This window comes from Rhabdonatronobacter sediminivivens (assembly GCF_013415485.1).
GTDB classification, from domain to species: domain Bacteria; phylum Pseudomonadota; class Alphaproteobacteria; order Rhodobacterales; family Rhodobacteraceae; genus Rhabdonatronobacter; species Rhabdonatronobacter sediminivivens.
Map to the genome: position 1 here is coordinate 1 of NZ_JACBXS010000016.1, position 16,342 is coordinate 16,342.

The window sequence follows — 16,342 nt, forward strand, 5'->3', positions numbered from 1 at the left end:
GCCGCCGGTTGGGTGGGTTTCAGTTCACCCGGAGATTACGCCGCCATCGAATTTCCACCAACTCCGCGACACGACCGCTTCCCCCCTTGCCTGCGTTCTCATCACTCAGATGCACCTCAACGCGAGTGATCTGGTCGGCAAAGCGCGACAGTCCCTCTCGAATGTCAGCCTCGACCTGTGCGATCAACGCATCGTCTCCTTTGATATTGTCATCGGTATTTACCTGAATCTGCATGATGCTTTCTCTTATGGTTGGTCAAATTGAGGCAGCCTTGGGTGTGGGTAGCTGATTGTGTGGGCGCATGGTGGTGCGACCGTCGGTGTCGACGCATCGCCTGCGAATTGGCGGGCCGACGAATTCATGTTGTCAACGACGCACCATCGAGATTGGTTCCTGACGGCATGGCGTTGGACGGCTGCCGGGTGGTCATTGTGGCCTGCCACCTACGGACGAGCGACTGCTGTTGACCGTTCCCTCAGCTTCCCAAACCCGGAGGGTTCAGCCGCTCCCGACCGCCGCGCACCGGCTGACCCCCCATGCACCGAGCGCGCTTTTCCTAGGACTTCGGTCGCAGCTGCAACTCCCGACGACCAGTGCGCACTCCCCACCCGACTGCGCTGACACAACGCGGTAAGTATGTGCTGTGACCAACCACACACAGCAGAAAGCACAGCATGAATCCTTACGAGAATACCCCGACCGCGAAGCTGATCGCAGACCGCATCCGCGACCTGTCGCACCGCAAGACCCAGGCCGAGATCGCCAGCGAGGCGGGCTTCGCCAATGCCAACATGATGACCTTCCTCAAGAACGGGCGCAACAAGGTGCCGCTCGACCGGGTGCCCTCGCTCGCCAAGGCGCTGGAGGTCGACCCCGCGATGCTCATGCGTTTGGCGCTCGACCAGGCGGTGGGTGCAACCGCAGCGCAGGCCATCACCGAGATCTTCGGCACGCCCGTCACGCAGAACGAGCGCGGCTGGCTGGCCGAGATCCGAGACGCTTCCGACAACAGCGACCCGCGTCTGACTGGACGCGCGCGCACGGCGCTGCGGGGGATCTTCGGCAAATGAGCTGTGATCTGACGTCTGCTGCGCGTGGACAGGTGGGACAGGGGGACAGGTTCGCATGATGGACCACGACATGGACGATACCACCTTCACGCTTCCCACGGCCCCGTCCGGGTCGTGGGAGGAGCTGACCCCGAACGAGCGCGCGTGGGTCGAGTTCATCCGCATCATCAGCTGTGGCAGTGATCCGAGGGTCACGCCTGCGCGGATGCGCGCGCTGCGCGAGGCGCTCGACATTGGACGGGAGGGCGCGGGACGGGGCGGCGGCTGAGGCGCGCTCGGAGGGCTAGCTAGCCTTTTCCTACAAGCGAGTTGAACATCCGGAGAGCGAGAATGCAATGGAGGCAGTCCTCGTTCAAGTCGCGCGAAACGGCTGGCCAGACACCTGACCTGATCACCTGCGGTCGACTCATACATGGCGGGCACCTTCACGGTGCCTGCCTCTTTCGTTGTGGTCGGCTCTCGAGTAGAAAACGGCCCCAAGACCCATGTGGAGCATCCACCCGACTGCTACACATGGCCTGATCAGCGATCCGCCAATATATTGATTTTGCTTGATAATGTGTGATGGCTGGGGTGGTAGGATTCGAACCTACGGTACACGGTACCAAAAACCGCTGCCTTACCACTTGGCTACACCCCAACTGAGCCGCTGTTTATCCAAGCCATGGGCGGGCTTCAAGGGCAAAATTGCGCGCTGGTGTCCGGTTCCTTTCTGTTGCCTGCGCGTGCCCGCTTCACGCCGAGACCTGTTCGCGCAGGATGGCGACCGTCATGGACAGGAACAGGTAAATCCCTGAAAAGACAAGAAATGCCAGCGCGGTGTTTTCGAAGGCGCGCGGATAGGTGGCTTCATCCGGGGCGATCGGGGTCACGCTCAGAGACAGGTAGCGAACCTGGCGGTTGGCTTCGATCCGGGCGGATTCGAGTTGCTGGAGCGCCTGGCTCAGCAGCATCTGGCGGGTCTGGATATCGGCCTCGGCCATGACCAGTTCGCTCTGGATGCGGGCCAGCGATCCGCCGTCGTCGGACCCCTGGGTCATCGAGCCCCGCAGCGCGCCGATCTGCGATTCCAGGTTGCTGATCCGGCGTTGCAACTGGTCCACCCGCGCCTGGTTGGGCCGCGGGTTCGACAGAAGCTCCTGCAGGCTCAGACGGTTCTGGGTCAGTTCGGTTTCAAGCGTGACGATCTGCTGCGACAGCAGCGACACCTCGACCTCGCCCGAAAGCACGGCAAAGCTTTCCTGCAGCTCCACTGCCCGGCGGCGGGCCTCCTGCATGCGTTCCTCGGCCTCCAGGTAGCTGTCGCGCGCGTCCTGCATCTGGTTTTCGCGCATGCGCGCGGTCATCAGGTCCACCTGTTCCTCGGCATAGGCGATCAGCGCGCTGGCGAAGCGTTCGCTGTCTTCGGGGGTGGCGGCACTGACTTCCAGGCGCACGATGCCTTCGGTGGGGTCGAAGCTGATGCGGACCTGGCGCTGATAGAGGCGATACATCGCCTCTTCGCTGGCATCGGGGGCCAGGCGGCGCAGCGGGTCGATTTCTTCGGTGCTGAAATGGGCGCGAAAGCCTTCTTCGGCGTCCAGCCGTCGCATGGCGCCGCGTGATTGCAGATAGCTTTGAACGGTTATGGAATCCTGCGAATTGCCCAAGCCCAGGCCGCCGCCCATCATCCCGCCCAGCCCGCCGGCTGCGGCTGGCATGGCGCTGTCGGCCTGCTGGATGATGAATTCGGCCTCGGTTGCGTAGAGCGGTGTGGCGATGACGTAGAAATAGTAGCCCAGCAGCGTTGTGGGCAATGAGACGAAGAGCAACAGCCGCGCGCCCAGCTGCAACAGCCTGCGGCGGCGGCGGCGGGTGATGTCGCGCTTGATCTTGCCCAGCTCCCTCTCACGCTCGGCGGCAAGCTGCTTCATCCGGCTGTCGGCGGCGTGCTGGGGCAGTTCGGGCCCGCGCTTGGCCTGCGGCAGCTTGTCCTCAACCACCGCGAGGTTGCGGCCCTGCTGGGTCTGTGGGGGTGTTTCTGCGCGGACCAGGTCCAGCAGGGTGGAGCGTTCGAAAGGGTCGATCCCGCGGCGGCGCAACAGCCGCACCGCATCCAGCCCCGAAGTTGCGCGAATCCCGTGCCGTGTGGCCACGCGCATGGCCATGCGCAACTGGCGCGCGGTCAGTTGCTCGGCCCGGATGGCGGCAAGTTCGGCATCGGTCTGCGGGTCGCCGGTGACATCGGCGCCATGTTGCGGGGGATCGGCGGGGGCGGCGGCCTCGGCCACCGCCGCCGGGTCTTCGCGGGGAGGGTGCTGGGGCGGGGCGTCTTCCCGCGCCGCCGGAGGCTGTTCGGCGGGGGTGCGGCTTTCGGCGGTGTCCTCGGGCGTCGTGGCCGGGGTCGCATCCTGGCCAGTCGGGCCGGTGCCGCGCTTCAGCCGGAACCGGCGCCCCTTAATCTGCGTAGTCATACAGCACCTTCGCCTCTTCCAGCGTGTCGAACAGGAACAACTGCCCGTCGCGCAATACAGCTGCCTGCGAACAGTATCGTTCCAATGTCTTTGCCTGATGGGACACGATTACCACGGTGCCCCGTTCCAGCCTTTCGCGCAAGACCTGCCCGGCGCGACGGTTGAAGCGGACGTCGGTCGTGCTGGGCATGCCTTCGTCAATCAGATAGATGTCGAACTCGATCGCCAGCATCAGCGCAAAGGAGAACCGCGCGCGCATCCCCTGGCTGTAGGTGCCCACGGGCATGTCGAAATATTCGCCGATATCACAGAGCCAGCGGCAAAAGGCTTCTACCTCATCCGCTTCAAGCTGATAGAGCCGCGCGATGTAGCGGGCGTTTTCCGTGCCCGTGTGCCGGTTGACCACGCCGCCCATGAAGCCCAGCGGAAAGGATACGCGGCTGGAGCGCAGGATCTGCCCTTCGTCCGGTTTTTCCAGCCCGGCCATCATGTTGATGATCGTGGTCTTGCCGCTGCCATTGGGCGCCAGGATGCCGATGGACTGGCCCAGGCGCACGGTGAAGCTGGCCCGGTCCAGGATGACCTTGCGCTGGGTGCCGGTCCAGAAGGACTTGCTGACATTGCGGAATTCGATCATCGCTTCGCTGCACGGCCCCGGATATCATCCCCTGTGACATGCCGCGCCGACCGGCAGGGCATGGCCTCAGGCGCTGCATCTTGGTGGCAGCTTGCGCGCAGTATGCCGCAGATTGCCGTGACCAGACAATCACATTCAGCTGAAGCAATGGTAAAGAGGGGCGCTGTCACGCCCCTGCATCGCCGAACATCGGATGGATCAGCTGCCCCAGGTGCGCACCGGGCCGCAATCCACGTGGACGAAATCCGAACGTGAGTAGCGCCCCACACCGCCCGCGCCGCAGGCCGCGGCGGCGCGCGCCATTTCCGACACCGAGCGCGAGCGCAGCCGCACATCGGCGGCCCGGCCCGTCAGATGCAGCGAATTCTGTGCCACATTGCGCGACCGCGCCCGCAGCATCCGGTTCGTCGCCTGGGAGCGGAAGCCTGACAGCAGCATATAGGGTTCATTGACCCGCAGGATTTGCGCTGTCGCAGCCATGATGTCGATGGTCCGCGTGTCGATCTGGTGCACCTCATTGTTGCGCCAGTCGCGGCTGAAGTGATTGATTTCACGCAGTGCTTCGGGGATGTACTTGCCATCGATCCAGTAGATGATGTCGATGGATTCTCCGGTCCGACCGGAGTGCATGCGCAGGCGGCGGATATCGCCCGAGCCGCGCGCATAGGCGGTCACCCCCGGAAAGAACGGTGCTGCGCTGACAGCGGTTGCCGCAAAGGCCCCCAGCAGCGCGCGGCGTGTTACCCCAGTTGACATGTCGGTCATTACTCTGCCTGTCCCGGTTGCTTCTGGTTCGCCGAGGTTAAAATCCCTTCGATCACGCAGGCTGGCCAGCGCGGCAAGGCCGTCTGTATCTTCAGGCAAGATGCCCGGACGCCTCAGCCTTCGAAGAGGTTGTTTCCCCTGTCGTTTGTTGCTGACAAGTGTATGCCACAGCCGCGTGATCAAACCAAACCCCGAATCATTCACTCGGTTTTGCCATCGGCGGGATTCTGCCCATTGCCCGCGAAGCCGCCTTCTGGCCCGTCCTGTGGCGAACATGTGCCGCAAAGGTGAATTTCGGATGAATCGGGCGTTTTCGTCCTGCGCGTATGTCTCAGGCGGTTGCGCAGGGCGATTTTCGGCGCAATCATCGGCCAAGTCATTGTGCCTGCAGGAAGCGGGTACGGATATTGTCAAGAATCGGATGGGGGGGTCATGGTCAGAATGGCGGTGTCGGCGGCGGGAATGCGCCGGTTTTTCGGGGGGATGGCGGTTGCGGCGCTGCTGGCGCTATCGCCCGCGCAGGGGCAGGCGCAGCAGTTCAGCGCCTACAAGCAGGCGCTGGCCGAAGGTGTGGCCGAAGACCGGCGTCTGTCGGCTTTCTACCGCGACCATGGTTACCAGCCGCTCTGGACCGGCCCCGGCGATGAGATCCGCCGCCGCGCCCTGATCACCGCCATCAGCCGCGCCGCCGACCATGGCCTGCCGGTGGCGCGCTATGATCTGGACGGGTTGCTGGCGGCCTTTGACGCGGTGGAAACCGAACGTGACCGCGGGTTTCTGGAGGCACAGGTCAGCGAGACCTTCCTGCGCTTTGCCCGAGACCTGACCAGCGGTGTGCTGACCCCCTCACGCGTGGACAGCGACATCGTGCGCACCCTGCCGCGCCCGGACCCGGAGACCCTGCTGCGGGATTTCGCCGCCGCCGAGCCGGTGTCCTTCATCCGCAACCTGGCGCCTTCCGCACCGGAGTATGCCCGCCTGTTCCGGGCCAAGCGCAACCTTGAAGCGGTGATCGCGCAGGGCGGCTGGGGGCCGACGGTGCCGGTGTCCTCGCTGTCGCCGGGTGATAGCGGGGCGGGCGTGGTGGCGCTGCGCAACCGTCTGATCGCCATGGGCTATCTGCATCGCACAGCGGTGGCCAGTTATGACGCGGCGGTGCAATCGGCAGTGCAGCGCTTCCAGATCAACCACGGGCTGGAAGCTGACGGTGTGGCCGGACCGGCCACGCTTCGCGCGCTCAACACCCCGCCCGAGGAGCGCCTGCAATCCGTCGTCGTCGCCATGGAGCGCGAGCGCTGGCTGAATATCGAGCGCGGCGACCGGCATATCTGGGTGAACCTGGCCGATTTCTCCTCGCGCATTGTCGATTTCGATGAGGTGACCTTTGAAACCGTCTCCATCATCGGCGCGCGCAACAGCGACCAGCGCACGCCCGAGTTTTCCGAGGACATGACCTATCTGGAAATCAACCCCGACTGGACGCTGCCACGGTCCATCCTGGCCCGCAGCTATTGGGGGGCGCTGTCGGCGGGGGGCGCGCAGCATCTGCAGATCCTGGACGCGCGCGGACGTCAGGTGCCACGCAGCGCCATCGACTTTTCGCGCTACACGCCGCGCAACTTTCCCTTCAACGTGCGCCAGCCTCCGGGGCCGACGAACCCGCTGGGCACGGTGAAATTCATGTTCCCCAACCCCTGGGCGATCTATCTTCATGACACGCCCGCGCGGTCGCTGTTCAACACTCAGGTGCTGACCCATTCCTCGGGGTGCATCCGGCTGAGCGACCCCGAGGAATTTGCCTATGAGCTGCTGGGCCGCCAGACCGATGACCCGCAGGGGCTGTTCCACCGCACCCGCAATTCCGGCCAGCAGACGCGGATCTTCCTGGACACGCCGGTGCCCACGCATCTGGTCTATCGCACTGCGTTCACCGATGCCCGCGGCGCACTGAATTTCCGCGATGATGTCTATGACCGTGACGCGGCGATCTTCCGGGCGCTGGTCAATGCCGGGGTGGAAATGCCGGGCGTTCGCAGTTAACCCTCGCAGGGCAAGGCGCGCCGCCCCCGGCGCGCCCCCAAAGCCGAGGCTGCCATGAGCTACCGCATCGACGCCATCGCGCAGGCCCTGGGCGCGCGTTTCGAAGGGCAGGGCGCGATCGAATTCACCCATGCCGCCGAGCCTGCCGCGGCCGGGCCGGATGCACTGGCCATCGCCGCCGACCCCAAATACGCCGAAGGGCTGGGCCAGGGCCGGGCGCGCGCGGCGCTGCTGTGGGAAGGGGCCGACTGGCGCGCGCTGGGGCTGGAGGCGGCGATCTTTGCCCCCCGTCCGCGCTATGCGCTGGCCGGGCTGACCGCGGCCATGGACCCCGGCCCGGTCATCGCACCGGGGGTGCATCCATCGGCGGTGATCGACCCGGGGGCGACGATTGGCCCGGGCGCGGCCATCGGCCCCTTTGTCTGGATCGGACCCGGGGCGGTGGTGGGGGCGCGGGCGCGGATTGCCGCGCATGTGTCCATCGCCGAAGGCGCGCGGATCGGCGATGATGCGCTGATCCATTCCGGCGTGCGCATTGGCGCGCGGGTACAGATCGGCGCGCGTTTCATTGCCCAGCCGGGCGCGGTGATCGGCGCTGACGGGTTTTCCTTTGTGACGCCGGAAAGATCGGCGGTCGAGGCGGTGCGCGAAACCCTGGGCGACCGAGGTGACACGCAGGGCCAGTCCTGGACGCGGATCCACAGCCTGGGGTCTGTGCGACTGGGCGATGATGTGGAAATCGGCGCCAACAGCACCATCGACCGTGGCACCATCCGTGACACCGAAATCGGCAGCGGCACGCGGATAGACAACCTGGTGCAGGTCGGCCACAACGCGCAGATCGGGCGTGATTGTCTGGTCTGCGGGCAGGCGGGCGTGGCGGGGTCGGCGCGGATCGGTGACCGGGTGGTGCTGGGCGGGCGCACGGCGGTGAGCGACCACATTGCCGTGGGGGATGATGTGGTCACCGGCGGGGGCACCGGGGTGCTGTCGGACGTGCCTGCGGGGCGGGTGATGTTCGGCACACCGGCCACGAAGATGGAAACCCAGATCGAGATCTACAAGGCGATCCGCCGCCTGCCACGTCTGGTGAAACAGGTTGCCGCGCTTCAGAAAACTGTTACAAACCGCAGCGACAAGGGTGGCGCCGACACGGAATAGGAGCCGCCCCCGTTGGAACAGGACCTGATGACCAAAGACAGAGCCATTGCCGAACAGGTGATCGCCATCATCGCCGAACAGGCCATGCGCGCGCCCGGGGATGTGACGGCCGCAGACAGCCTGCAGGATCTGGGCATCGACAGCCTGGGCGTGGTCGAATGCATCTTCCAGATCGAAGAGACATTCGACGTGGCGGTGCCGTTCAACGCCAACAACCCCGAGGAAAGCGCCTTTGACATCTCGACCGTCGGCTCGGTGATCGCCGAGGTCGAAAAGCTGGTGGCGCAGCAGCGCGGATGACGCGCGCGGCGCGCTCTGGCCGGGTTGCCTGCGCCGTGAGAGGGGTGGCCGCATGAGGCGTGTTGTCATCACCGGGGCGGGGAGCGTGAACCCGCTGGGCCATGATGTGCCCGCAACGCTGGCCGCCATGCGCTCTGGCCGCTGTGGAATCGGTCCGCTGTCGGGGCTGGTGGATCAGGACCGGCTGGCGGTGCAGATCGGCGCGCAGGTCACGGGGTTTGACCCGGCCGCGCATTTTGATCGCCAGCGCCTGCCGCTTCTGGACCGCTTCGCGCAATTCGCGCTGGTCTCTGCCCGGCAGGCGGTGGCGCAATCGGGGCTGGCCTTTGACGGGGCGCTGGCGGACCGGTCGGGGGTGGTCATGGGCACCGCCGGGGGCGGCAACACCACCGTCGATGACAATTACCGAACCGTCCACGCCGAGGGCAAGAACCGCGTGCATCCGTTCGTGGTGCCGCGGCTGATGCACAATGCGGCCGCATCGCATATGTCGATGGAGTTCGGCCTGCGCGGGCCGGGGCTGGCGGTGTCCACGGCCTGCGCCTCGTCCAACCATGCCATGGGGCTGGCGCTGCAGCTGATCCGGGGCGGGGCGGCGGATGTGATCCTGACCGGCGGGTCCGAGGCGATGCTGTGTTTTGGCGGGTTGAAGGCCTGGGAGGGGTTGCGGGTCATGTCGCGCGATGGCTGTCGGCCCTTCGCGGCCTCGCGCAACGGGTTGGTGATGGGCGAGGGGGGCGCGGTCTTCGTCTTCGAGGAACTGGAGCACGCCCGCGCGCGCGGCGCCGAAGTGCTGGCCGAGGTGGCGGGCTTCGGCATGACCTCGGACGCGGGCGATATCGTGGCGCCGACGCAGGACGGGCCGGTGCGCGCCATGCAGCTGGCGCTGGCCGATGCGGGGCTGGCGGCCGAGGATATCGGCTATGTCAACGCCCATGGCACTGGCACCACCGCCAATGACCGGACCGAGGCCCGGGCCCTCAATGCCGTGCTGGGCGCGCAGGCCGCGCATGTGCCGGTGTCTTCGACCAAATCCCTGCATGGGCATCTGATCGGCGGAACCGGCGCGGTGGAACTGCTGGCCTGCCTGCTGGCCCTGCGCGAGGGGGTGATCGCGCCCACCGTGAATTTCGATGCCCCCGACCCGGAGTGTGCCGTGGACGCGGTGCCCAATGTGGCGCGGCATGGGGTTGATGTGCGGGCGGTGCTGTCCAACGCTTTCGCCTTTGGCGGGTTGAACGCGGTGCTGGCCCTGCGGCGGATCTGACTGGCCGATGGCGCAGCGGGGGGAAGCCCCCGTCGGCGCGGGCCCCCCCGGAGTACTTCCGGCAAGATGAAGCGCAGGGTTGTCGGGGGAGCGGCATTGGGGTAAATCGTGAACATGTGCCGGGTTGACCCGGGGTTCATGGGCGATAGCTATCCTGAATGACGTCTCCTGTCCTGGTATGGTTCAAACGTGATCTGCGGGTGGATGACCACCCGGCGCTGGCCCGGGCGGCGGCGCTGGGGCCGGTGTTGCCGCTCTATGTGGTGGAGCCGGACTATTGGGGGTTGCCCGATGTTTCCGGTCGGCAATGGGCGTTCCTGGCCGAGGCTCTGGCCGGATTGCGCGCCGAACTGGCGGCGCTGGGTCAGCCGCTGGTGGTCCGGCAGGGCGCGGCGGTGGCGGTGCTGGAGCGCATGTGGCGGCGCTTCGGGGTTCGGCGCATGGTCTCGCATCAGGAAACCGGGAATGGCTGGACCTATGAGCGCGATCTGCGGGTGGCCGATGCGGCGCGGCGCCACGGGGTGGTCTGGGAAGAGCTGCCCCAATGCGGGGTGGTGCGGCGGTTGGGCACGCGGGATGGATGGCAGGGGCGGCGGGACCGCTTCGTGGCCGCGCCGCCCCTTGCCGCGCCCGTGGCGCTGGCGCCGCTGGGGATCGAACCCGGCGCGATCCCGGTGGCGCCGGCGCCGGGCCTGGCCGCCGATCCCTGTCCGCACCGGCAGCGCGGCGGGCGGGCCGAGGCATTGGCGTTGATGGAGAGTTTCCTGACCGAGCGCGGGCAACGCTACCGGCAGGCCATGTCTTCGCCGCGGGAAGCGGAGCGGGCCTGTTCGCGGTTATCGCCGCATCTGGCGCTGGGCGCCGTTTCGGTGCGCGAGGTGGTGCAGGCCACGGCCGCGCAACGGGCGCAGGCGCGGACCGCAGGGCCGGGCTGGGGGGCTTCGCTGGCCAGTTTCGACAAGCGGCTGGCCTGGCGGGATCATTTCATCCAGAAGCTGGAGGACGAGCCCGCGCTGGAGCATCATTGCCTGCACGCTGCCTGCGAAGGGCTGCGCCCGCGTGCGCCGGATGTCACGCGCCTGGCGGCCTGGGCGGCGGGCGAGACGGGGTTGCCCTTTGTCGATGCCTGCATGCGCTATCTGCAAGCCACGGGTTGGCTGAATTTCCGCATGCGCGCCATGCTGGTGTCCGTGGCGGCGCATCATCTGTGGCTGGATTGGCGCCCCGTGGGGCAGCATCTGGCGCGGTTGTTCACCGATTATGAACCGGGCATCCACTGGAGCCAGTGCCAGATGCAATCGGGCACCACGGGGATCAATATTCCGCGCATCTACAACCCGGTGAAGCAGGGGCATGATCAGGACCCTTCGGGGCGGTTCATACGTCGCTGGGTGCCGGAACTGGCGGGGGTGCCGGACGGGTTTGTCCATGAGCCGTGGAAATGGCCCGCAGCGCCGCGCGGGTATCCTGAACCGCTGGTGGACCCCGAGGCCGCGGCCCGCGCCGCGCGTCAGGCGATCGGGGTCCTGCGCCGCGGCCATGGATTTGCCGAAGAGGCCGCCCGCGTGGCCCGGCGCCATGCAAGCCGCAAGCCCGCGCCCGAGCCGCGCAAGCGGGGGCGGCGGCGGGTGCCGGAGGGGCAGTTGAGTCTGGACCTGTGACCGGCGCGCAGGTCCGGCCGTGGCCTGCGCGGGGCAGGGTGCTCAGAGCAGCCCGCTCTGGCGGCCCAGCATCGCGGCCTGGGTGCGGTTGCTGACCCCCAGCCGACGGTAGAGCGTCTTGACATGGAGTTTCACCGTCGCCTCGCTGAGGTCGAGGTCGCGGGCGATCTGCTTGTTGGAATGGCCCTGGCAAAGGCCCAGCAGCACGTCCCGTTCCCGTTCGGTCAACCGCTCCAGCGGCTGGCCCGGCGCCTCGGCTTCGGCGGCCGGGCCGGTCAGGAACAGCTCCACCGGGACGAAGCGTTCGCCCTGGCCCATGAAGGTGATGGCATTGAGCAGCGAACGCGCCGGCATGGCCTTGGACAGGAAGCCCGCCGCGCCCATGTCAAGCGCCTGCTCGGCGACAGCGCGGGTGGCGATGCCGGACATCAGCGCCACGGGCCGGTCATGGGCCAGGTCCAGCGCATGGCGCAGCCCGCACAGCCCGTCCATGCCAGGCATGTTGTAATCCAGCAGCACCAGATCGAAAGGCGGTTCATTGCGCAGATGGGTCAGCGCCATGTCCAGGTCAGGGGCGCGGATGACCGTGAAGGCAGGTTCTGCGGCAAGATAGCTTTCCAGCGTATCCAGCAGCAGTTCGTGATCATCGGCAACAAGCAATCGCATGGGGTGGCTCCGGTCAGCGCGGTCTCATCACGCGGCGCAACGTGCTGACCAGACCCGCGCGCGGAACGGGTTTGGACAAGACGGCATCGAAAATTTGGGAATTCACTTGATGGTTCAGGACGTCGTCCGCAAGGGCGCTGATCAACACGATTGCCGGAGCCTGTCCGGGCATCTGGCGCAGGCGGCGCGCCAGATCGGCACCGGTCATCTGCGGCATGTTCATATCCGTCAGCACGATATCCCAGCCCCCCGGGTCATCATGCAGCGCCTCCAGCGCGTCGGCGCCACTGATGCAGCCCGCGGTTTCCCCGCCGGCGCTTTCGATCATGGCGCAGAGCATGGCCAGAACGTCATCTTCATCATCGACCACCAGCACCCGCAGCCCCTGAAGCGTGTCGGTCCGGGCCGGGGGCGCTGCGGGACTGGCGGGGCGGTCGGCACTGCGATGCACCGGCCAGAGCACCACCGCCGTGCAACCCTGTCCCGGGGTGCTTTGCATGCTGATCAGCCCTTCGTTGGCATTCACCACATTGGCCACGATGGTCAGGCCCAGCCCGCTGCCGGCGCGGCCCTTTGTGGAAAAATAGGGCTGGAAGGCCTGGGCGCGGGTCGGGGCATCCATGCCCGGCCCGCTGTCCGAAACCTCCAGCCGCAGATAGGCGCGTCCGGGCGCGGGGGCGCCGTTGTCATAGGGTTGGGCCAGATCTGCGGCATCGGCGGGGCGCAGGCTGACTGCGATGCGGGGCCGGGGCAGATGGGCGGCCGGGTCCAGCACCGCATCGCGGGCGTTGATGATCAGGTTCAGCGTGACCTGCATCACCTCGGTCGGGTCGGCGGAGATCATCACGGCAGTATCGGGCAGGGACAGTTGCACGATCCCGGACCGGGGGGCGCTCGCCTGGACCAGGTCCACGGCCTCGCGCACGGGTTGGCGCAGGTCCATGCACCGTGGCTGGCTGTTGCGCTGGCCAAGGGCCATCAGGCGGCGCAGCAGATCGCTGGCCTGTTGGCTGGCGGCAGAGATCCGGCGCGCGTGTTCGGCGCCGGCATTCCCGCCCCTGTCGGACTGGATCAGCTCTGCCGAGCCGGAGATTGCAGACAGCAGGTTGCTGAAATCATGCGCCATTTCGGCGGCAAGCTGGGCGATCACCTCGCGGCGCTGGGCCAGTTGCAACTCCTCGCGCAGGCGCAGCTGTTCCTTTTGTGAGCGGCGCTGGCGGGTGATGTCACGCAGGATACACAGCAGCATCCCGCCGCTGGCGCGGGTGATGGAAAGGTCATGGACCGTGTCATCGCCGGTGCCGGTCACATCATGTAACTCGCCCCGCCAGAAGCCGCAGGCCCGCAGCGCCGGTGTCACCGTGTCCTCCAGAAACTGCGAAATCGCTGCCGGATAGACCATGGTCCAGTGCAGGCCAACGACCTGCGCGGCGTCTTCGGCACCGAACAGGGCCAGAAAGGCCGGGTTGGCATGGGTCAGCCGCCCCGAGGGGCCGACAAAGGCGATCCCTTCGTGCGAGGCATCGAGCAGGGTTGCGCGGTCGCTCACGGCGCGGGCCTCGGCATCCTTCAGGGCGGTGATATCGACCAGCATGGCCACGCGCCCGCCATCGGCGGTGGCCTGTTCCACCACGCGCATCCAGCGGCCGTCCGGGCGCTGGCTTTCGGATTCGAACCGGGCCGAGGTGCCGAAGCGCCGCGCGACCGGGTGGGACGCAGGCGGGGCGCCGTTCAGGGGGTGCGTCAGCTCATCATTGCGGTCGGCTTCGGCGATGAGGTCATGCAAATGCGCCCCCGGCACCATGGCGTGGGCCGTGCGCGGGTAAAGCGCGCGATAGGGCGCATTGCACAGCACCATCCGCCGGTCCCGGTCCAGATACACAAAGGCATCGCGCAGGGCGCCGACGGCCTCCTCCAGCCGCAGCCGCGCGGCCTGGGCTTCGGCGGCGGCCTGTTCCTTGGCGGCCTCGCTCTGCTTGCGCTGGGTGATGTCGCTGAGAACAAACATGAAGCTGGGCGCCTCATCGCCCTTCAGCCGCAAGGTGCGTGCCCCCAGTTCGCACCACCAGCCATTGCCGTCATCGTCGGTGGCGCAAAGCTCAACCAGGACCGAATCGCCGTTGTACAGCCGGTCGCGCAGCCGCCGCAGCTGCAGCTTGCCATCGACATCCAGACGCAGCACCGCGGCCAGGTCACGGCCCATGACCTGCCCGGCGGTCAGCCCGGTGCGGTTTTCCCCTTCGGCATTGATCCAGGTCACGCGCAATTCGGAATCGGTCAGGATTGCGCTGTTGGTGCTTTGCTGGGCCATGGCGCTCAGCCGGGCAATCTGGCGGCGCTGTTCGATCTCATGGGTGATATCGCGGACCAGAAAGACATAGCTGTGGGGCGCGTTGCGTGTTTCGGCCAGCCGTGCCGACCCCACCGCCACAAACCAGCGCCGCCCATCGGGGGCGTCCAGGTAATACTCCTCGGGGCCGGCATGGCCATCACGGTCGATGGTCCGCATCATGCGCCGGGCCAGGGCCGCGACGGGCGCGGGCAGGGTCTGTTCGGGCGACTTGCCGACAACATCCTCGGCCTCCAGCGTCCTGGCCATGGGCGCGTTCTGGCGAAAGCCGGTGAAGATGCCGTCATGGTCGGCTTCCAGCACCAGATCGGGCAGGGCGCGCATCATGGCATGCAGGCGCGAACGCTCCTGCGCGAGGGCGCGCTGGGCGTGGCGGCGCTCCGTCTCGATCGCCTGCCGGTGCAGGACGGTGCCGATGACATTGGACACCGAGCGCACCAGCTCGATCTCGGCGCGGCTGAAGCGGCGATGGGCGCGCACGGCATCATGGCCGACAAAGCCCACCAGTTCCGGCCCGCGCATCAGCGGCACCGTCAGAAGCGAGCGGATCCCCTGTTGCGCCAGCAGGTCGCGCAATTCGTCATCGGGCTCTTCGTCAAGGTCGGCAAGGACATGACAGCCCTGGCTGCCCATCCGCGCCCACCAATGCGGCGCCATGGCGATCGGCACATCCTGCAGCAGGGCCCGCATCGGGGGGATCCCCTGGGCGCACCATTCATGGGTGTTGTTCATGTAGATCTCGTCCTGGAACTGGAACACATAGGTCCGGTCCGTTCCGGTGACGCGGCCAAGCTGGTGCAGCGCGGCCCTGATCCGCCGGTTGAGGCTGGGACCATCGGCCGACAGCAGGTCATTGATGGTCAGCACCACCAGCCGCTGCATCTGCTCCAGCCGCTGCCGGGACTGCGCCGCCCCGGGCCCATCGCCCTGCGGGTCATCGACCCCTGTGCCGTGATGATCCTTCACCGGATGATCCATCGTCAATCGTTAAAAGAGGCGCCAGAGAGGGGCCGCGCCTTGATCCCGCAAGGCCCCTGCCGCCCCAGGTCCTGTCGCCCCTGTTCCTGCCCGAGAACATACCTATATCAACAGTCCCGGAAGATAACACAAGGCAGGCGGTAACTGAATGGGCACCGAAGCGGCAGAGCGCAGCATATTGCGGATCAGCGGAGACAATCCGGTACGGTTCCTGCAGGGGCTGGTCAGCAATGACCTGAACGCGCTGGATCAGAAGGGTCTGGTCTATGCCGCCCTGCTGACCCCGCAGGGCAAGTATCTGGCCGATTTCCTGGTTCTGGCCGATGGGCCGGATGTGCTGCTGGATGTCGCCGCACCCCTTGGGGCGGATGTGCTCAAGCGGCTGACCATGTACAAGCTGCGCACCCCGGTTACGCTGGAGGCAACGGATCTGTCCGTGCGCCGCGGCACCGGCCCGGCCCCCAAAGGCGCGCTGGCAGACCCCCGCCACCCCGCGCTGGGCTGGCGGCTCTATGGTCCCGAGGGGGGCTGCGATGGCACCGACTGGGAGGCGCTGCGCGTGGCCCATTGCATCCCCGAAACGGGGGTCGAGCTGATCCCCGGCGAAAGCTTCATCCTGGAATGCGGGTTTGACCGGCTCAACGGTGTGGATTTCCGCAAGGGCTGCTATGTCGGCCAGGAGGTCACCGCCCGCATGCGCCACAAGACCGAGCTGCGCAAGGGCCTGACCACCGTCACCGTCGAAGGCAGCGCCCCACCGGGGACCGAAATCACCGCCGATGGCAAGGCAATCGGTACCCTTTACACCCAGTCAGGGGGGCAGGGGATCGCCTATCTGCGCTTTGACCGCGCCGCGCGTGCCAAGGGCCCCATGACTGCCGCCGAGGCCACCGTGGGCTGGACCGAAACCGCCGACACCGGCGCCTGAACAGGGCCTGATCGTGGCCCTGAACAAGGCATTGCCGCTGCAGCCCGCCCTTCCCGGGCGCCCGC

14 protein-coding genes and 1 tRNA gene are annotated in these 16,342 nt (G+C 66.9%); 9 read left to right on the top strand and 6 right to left on the bottom strand.

What is annotated here, in order from left to right:
* The 3 genes from HUK65_RS18735 to HUK65_RS09315 all read left to right on the top strand — a co-directional run.
* A partial coding sequence (locus tag HUK65_RS18735; RefSeq protein ID WP_235441866.1) for a hypothetical protein occupies positions 1–265 on the top strand: 265 nt, incomplete at its 5' end.
* A 410-nt stretch (positions 266–675) separates the two neighbouring features.
* A complete protein-coding gene (locus tag HUK65_RS09310) occupies positions 676–1,071 on the top strand; it encodes a helix-turn-helix domain-containing protein (RefSeq protein WP_179905893.1) in 396 nt (131 codons plus the stop codon).
* Between the two features lie 70 nt (positions 1,072–1,141).
* On the top strand, positions 1,142–1,339 hold the full coding sequence (locus HUK65_RS09315) for a hypothetical protein (protein ID WP_179905894.1): 198 nt from the start codon (positions 1,142–1,144) through the stop codon (positions 1,337–1,339).
* Between the two features lie 297 nt (positions 1,340–1,636).
* On the opposite strand, the gene HUK65_RS09320 is transcribed toward HUK65_RS09315, so the two are convergent.
* The 4 genes from HUK65_RS09320 to HUK65_RS09335 all read right to left on the bottom strand — a co-directional run bounded on the left by HUK65_RS09320 (position 1,637) and on the right by HUK65_RS09335 (position 4,926).
* A tRNA-Gln gene (locus HUK65_RS09320) sits at positions 1,637–1,711 on the bottom strand.
* Positions 1,712–1,805: 94 nt separating this feature from the next.
* On the bottom strand, positions 1,806–3,524 hold the full coding sequence (locus HUK65_RS09325) for a capsule biosynthesis protein (protein ID WP_179905895.1): 1,719 nt from the start codon (positions 3,522–3,524) through the stop codon (positions 1,806–1,808).
* A complete protein-coding gene (locus HUK65_RS09330; RefSeq protein ID WP_179905896.1) occupies positions 3,508–4,161 on the bottom strand; it encodes an ABC transporter ATP-binding protein in 654 nt (217 codons plus the stop codon). The genes HUK65_RS09325 and HUK65_RS09330 overlap by 17 nt, the downstream gene beginning before the upstream one ends.
* Before the next feature lie 198 nt (positions 4,162–4,359).
* A complete protein-coding gene (locus HUK65_RS09335; RefSeq protein WP_179905897.1) occupies positions 4,360–4,926 on the bottom strand; it encodes a YcbK family protein in 567 nt (188 codons plus the stop codon).
* A 432-nt stretch (positions 4,927–5,358) separates the two neighbouring features.
* Here HUK65_RS09335 and HUK65_RS09340 point away from each other — a divergent pair, with 432 nt between their 5' ends.
* The 5 genes from HUK65_RS09340 to HUK65_RS09360 all read left to right on the top strand — a co-directional run bounded on the left by HUK65_RS09340 (position 5,359) and on the right by HUK65_RS09360 (position 11,355).
* Positions 5,359–6,966 carry a L,D-transpeptidase family protein gene (locus HUK65_RS09340; RefSeq protein ID WP_235441867.1) on the top strand — a complete coding sequence of 536 codons (1,608 nt, stop codon included), beginning with the start codon at positions 5,359–5,361 and terminating at the stop codon, positions 6,964–6,966.
* Positions 6,967–7,020: 54 nt separating this feature from the next.
* Complete coding sequence (gene lpxD / locus HUK65_RS09345; RefSeq protein WP_179905898.1) at positions 7,021–8,127, top strand: UDP-3-O-(3-hydroxymyristoyl)glucosamine N-acyltransferase; 1,107 nt, start codon at positions 7,021–7,023, stop codon at positions 8,125–8,127.
* Positions 8,128–8,154: 27 nt separating this feature from the next.
* Positions 8,155–8,427 (top strand): acyl carrier protein, encoded by a 273-nt coding sequence (locus tag HUK65_RS09350; RefSeq protein ID WP_179905899.1) that lies wholly within the window; start codon positions 8,155–8,157, stop codon positions 8,425–8,427.
* A 52-nt stretch (positions 8,428–8,479) separates the two neighbouring features.
* Complete coding sequence (locus tag HUK65_RS09355; protein WP_179905900.1) at positions 8,480–9,694, top strand: beta-ketoacyl-[acyl-carrier-protein] synthase family protein; 1,215 nt, start codon at positions 8,480–8,482, stop codon at positions 9,692–9,694.
* A 158-nt stretch (positions 9,695–9,852) separates the two neighbouring features.
* The gene (locus HUK65_RS09360; RefSeq protein ID WP_179905901.1) at positions 9,853–11,355 is read left to right on the top strand and encodes an FAD-binding domain-containing protein; all 1,503 of its coding nucleotides are present in this window, start codon (positions 9,853–9,855) and stop codon (positions 11,353–11,355) included.
* Between the two features lie 42 nt (positions 11,356–11,397).
* On the opposite strand, the gene HUK65_RS09365 is transcribed toward HUK65_RS09360, so the two are convergent.
* Together HUK65_RS09365 and HUK65_RS09370 are read right to left on the bottom strand one after the other, a co-directional pair.
* Positions 11,398–12,021: a LuxR C-terminal-related transcriptional regulator gene (locus HUK65_RS09365; RefSeq protein ID WP_179905902.1), complete on the bottom strand. Its 624-nt coding sequence runs from the start codon at positions 12,019–12,021 to the stop codon at positions 11,398–11,400.
* Between the two features lie 13 nt (positions 12,022–12,034).
* Positions 12,035–15,337, bottom strand: a complete 3,303-nt coding sequence (locus HUK65_RS09370; RefSeq protein WP_179905903.1) for a PAS domain S-box protein — start codon at positions 15,335–15,337, stop codon at positions 12,035–12,037.
* A gap of 160 nt (positions 15,338–15,497) precedes the next feature.
* On the opposite strand from HUK65_RS09370, the gene ygfZ reads away from it, so the two are divergent.
* On the top strand, positions 15,498–16,277 hold the full coding sequence (ygfZ, locus tag HUK65_RS09375) for a CAF17-like 4Fe-4S cluster assembly/insertion protein YgfZ (protein ID WP_179905904.1): 780 nt from the start codon (positions 15,498–15,500) through the stop codon (positions 16,275–16,277).
* The last annotated feature ends 65 nt before the right edge of the window (positions 16,278–16,342 follow it).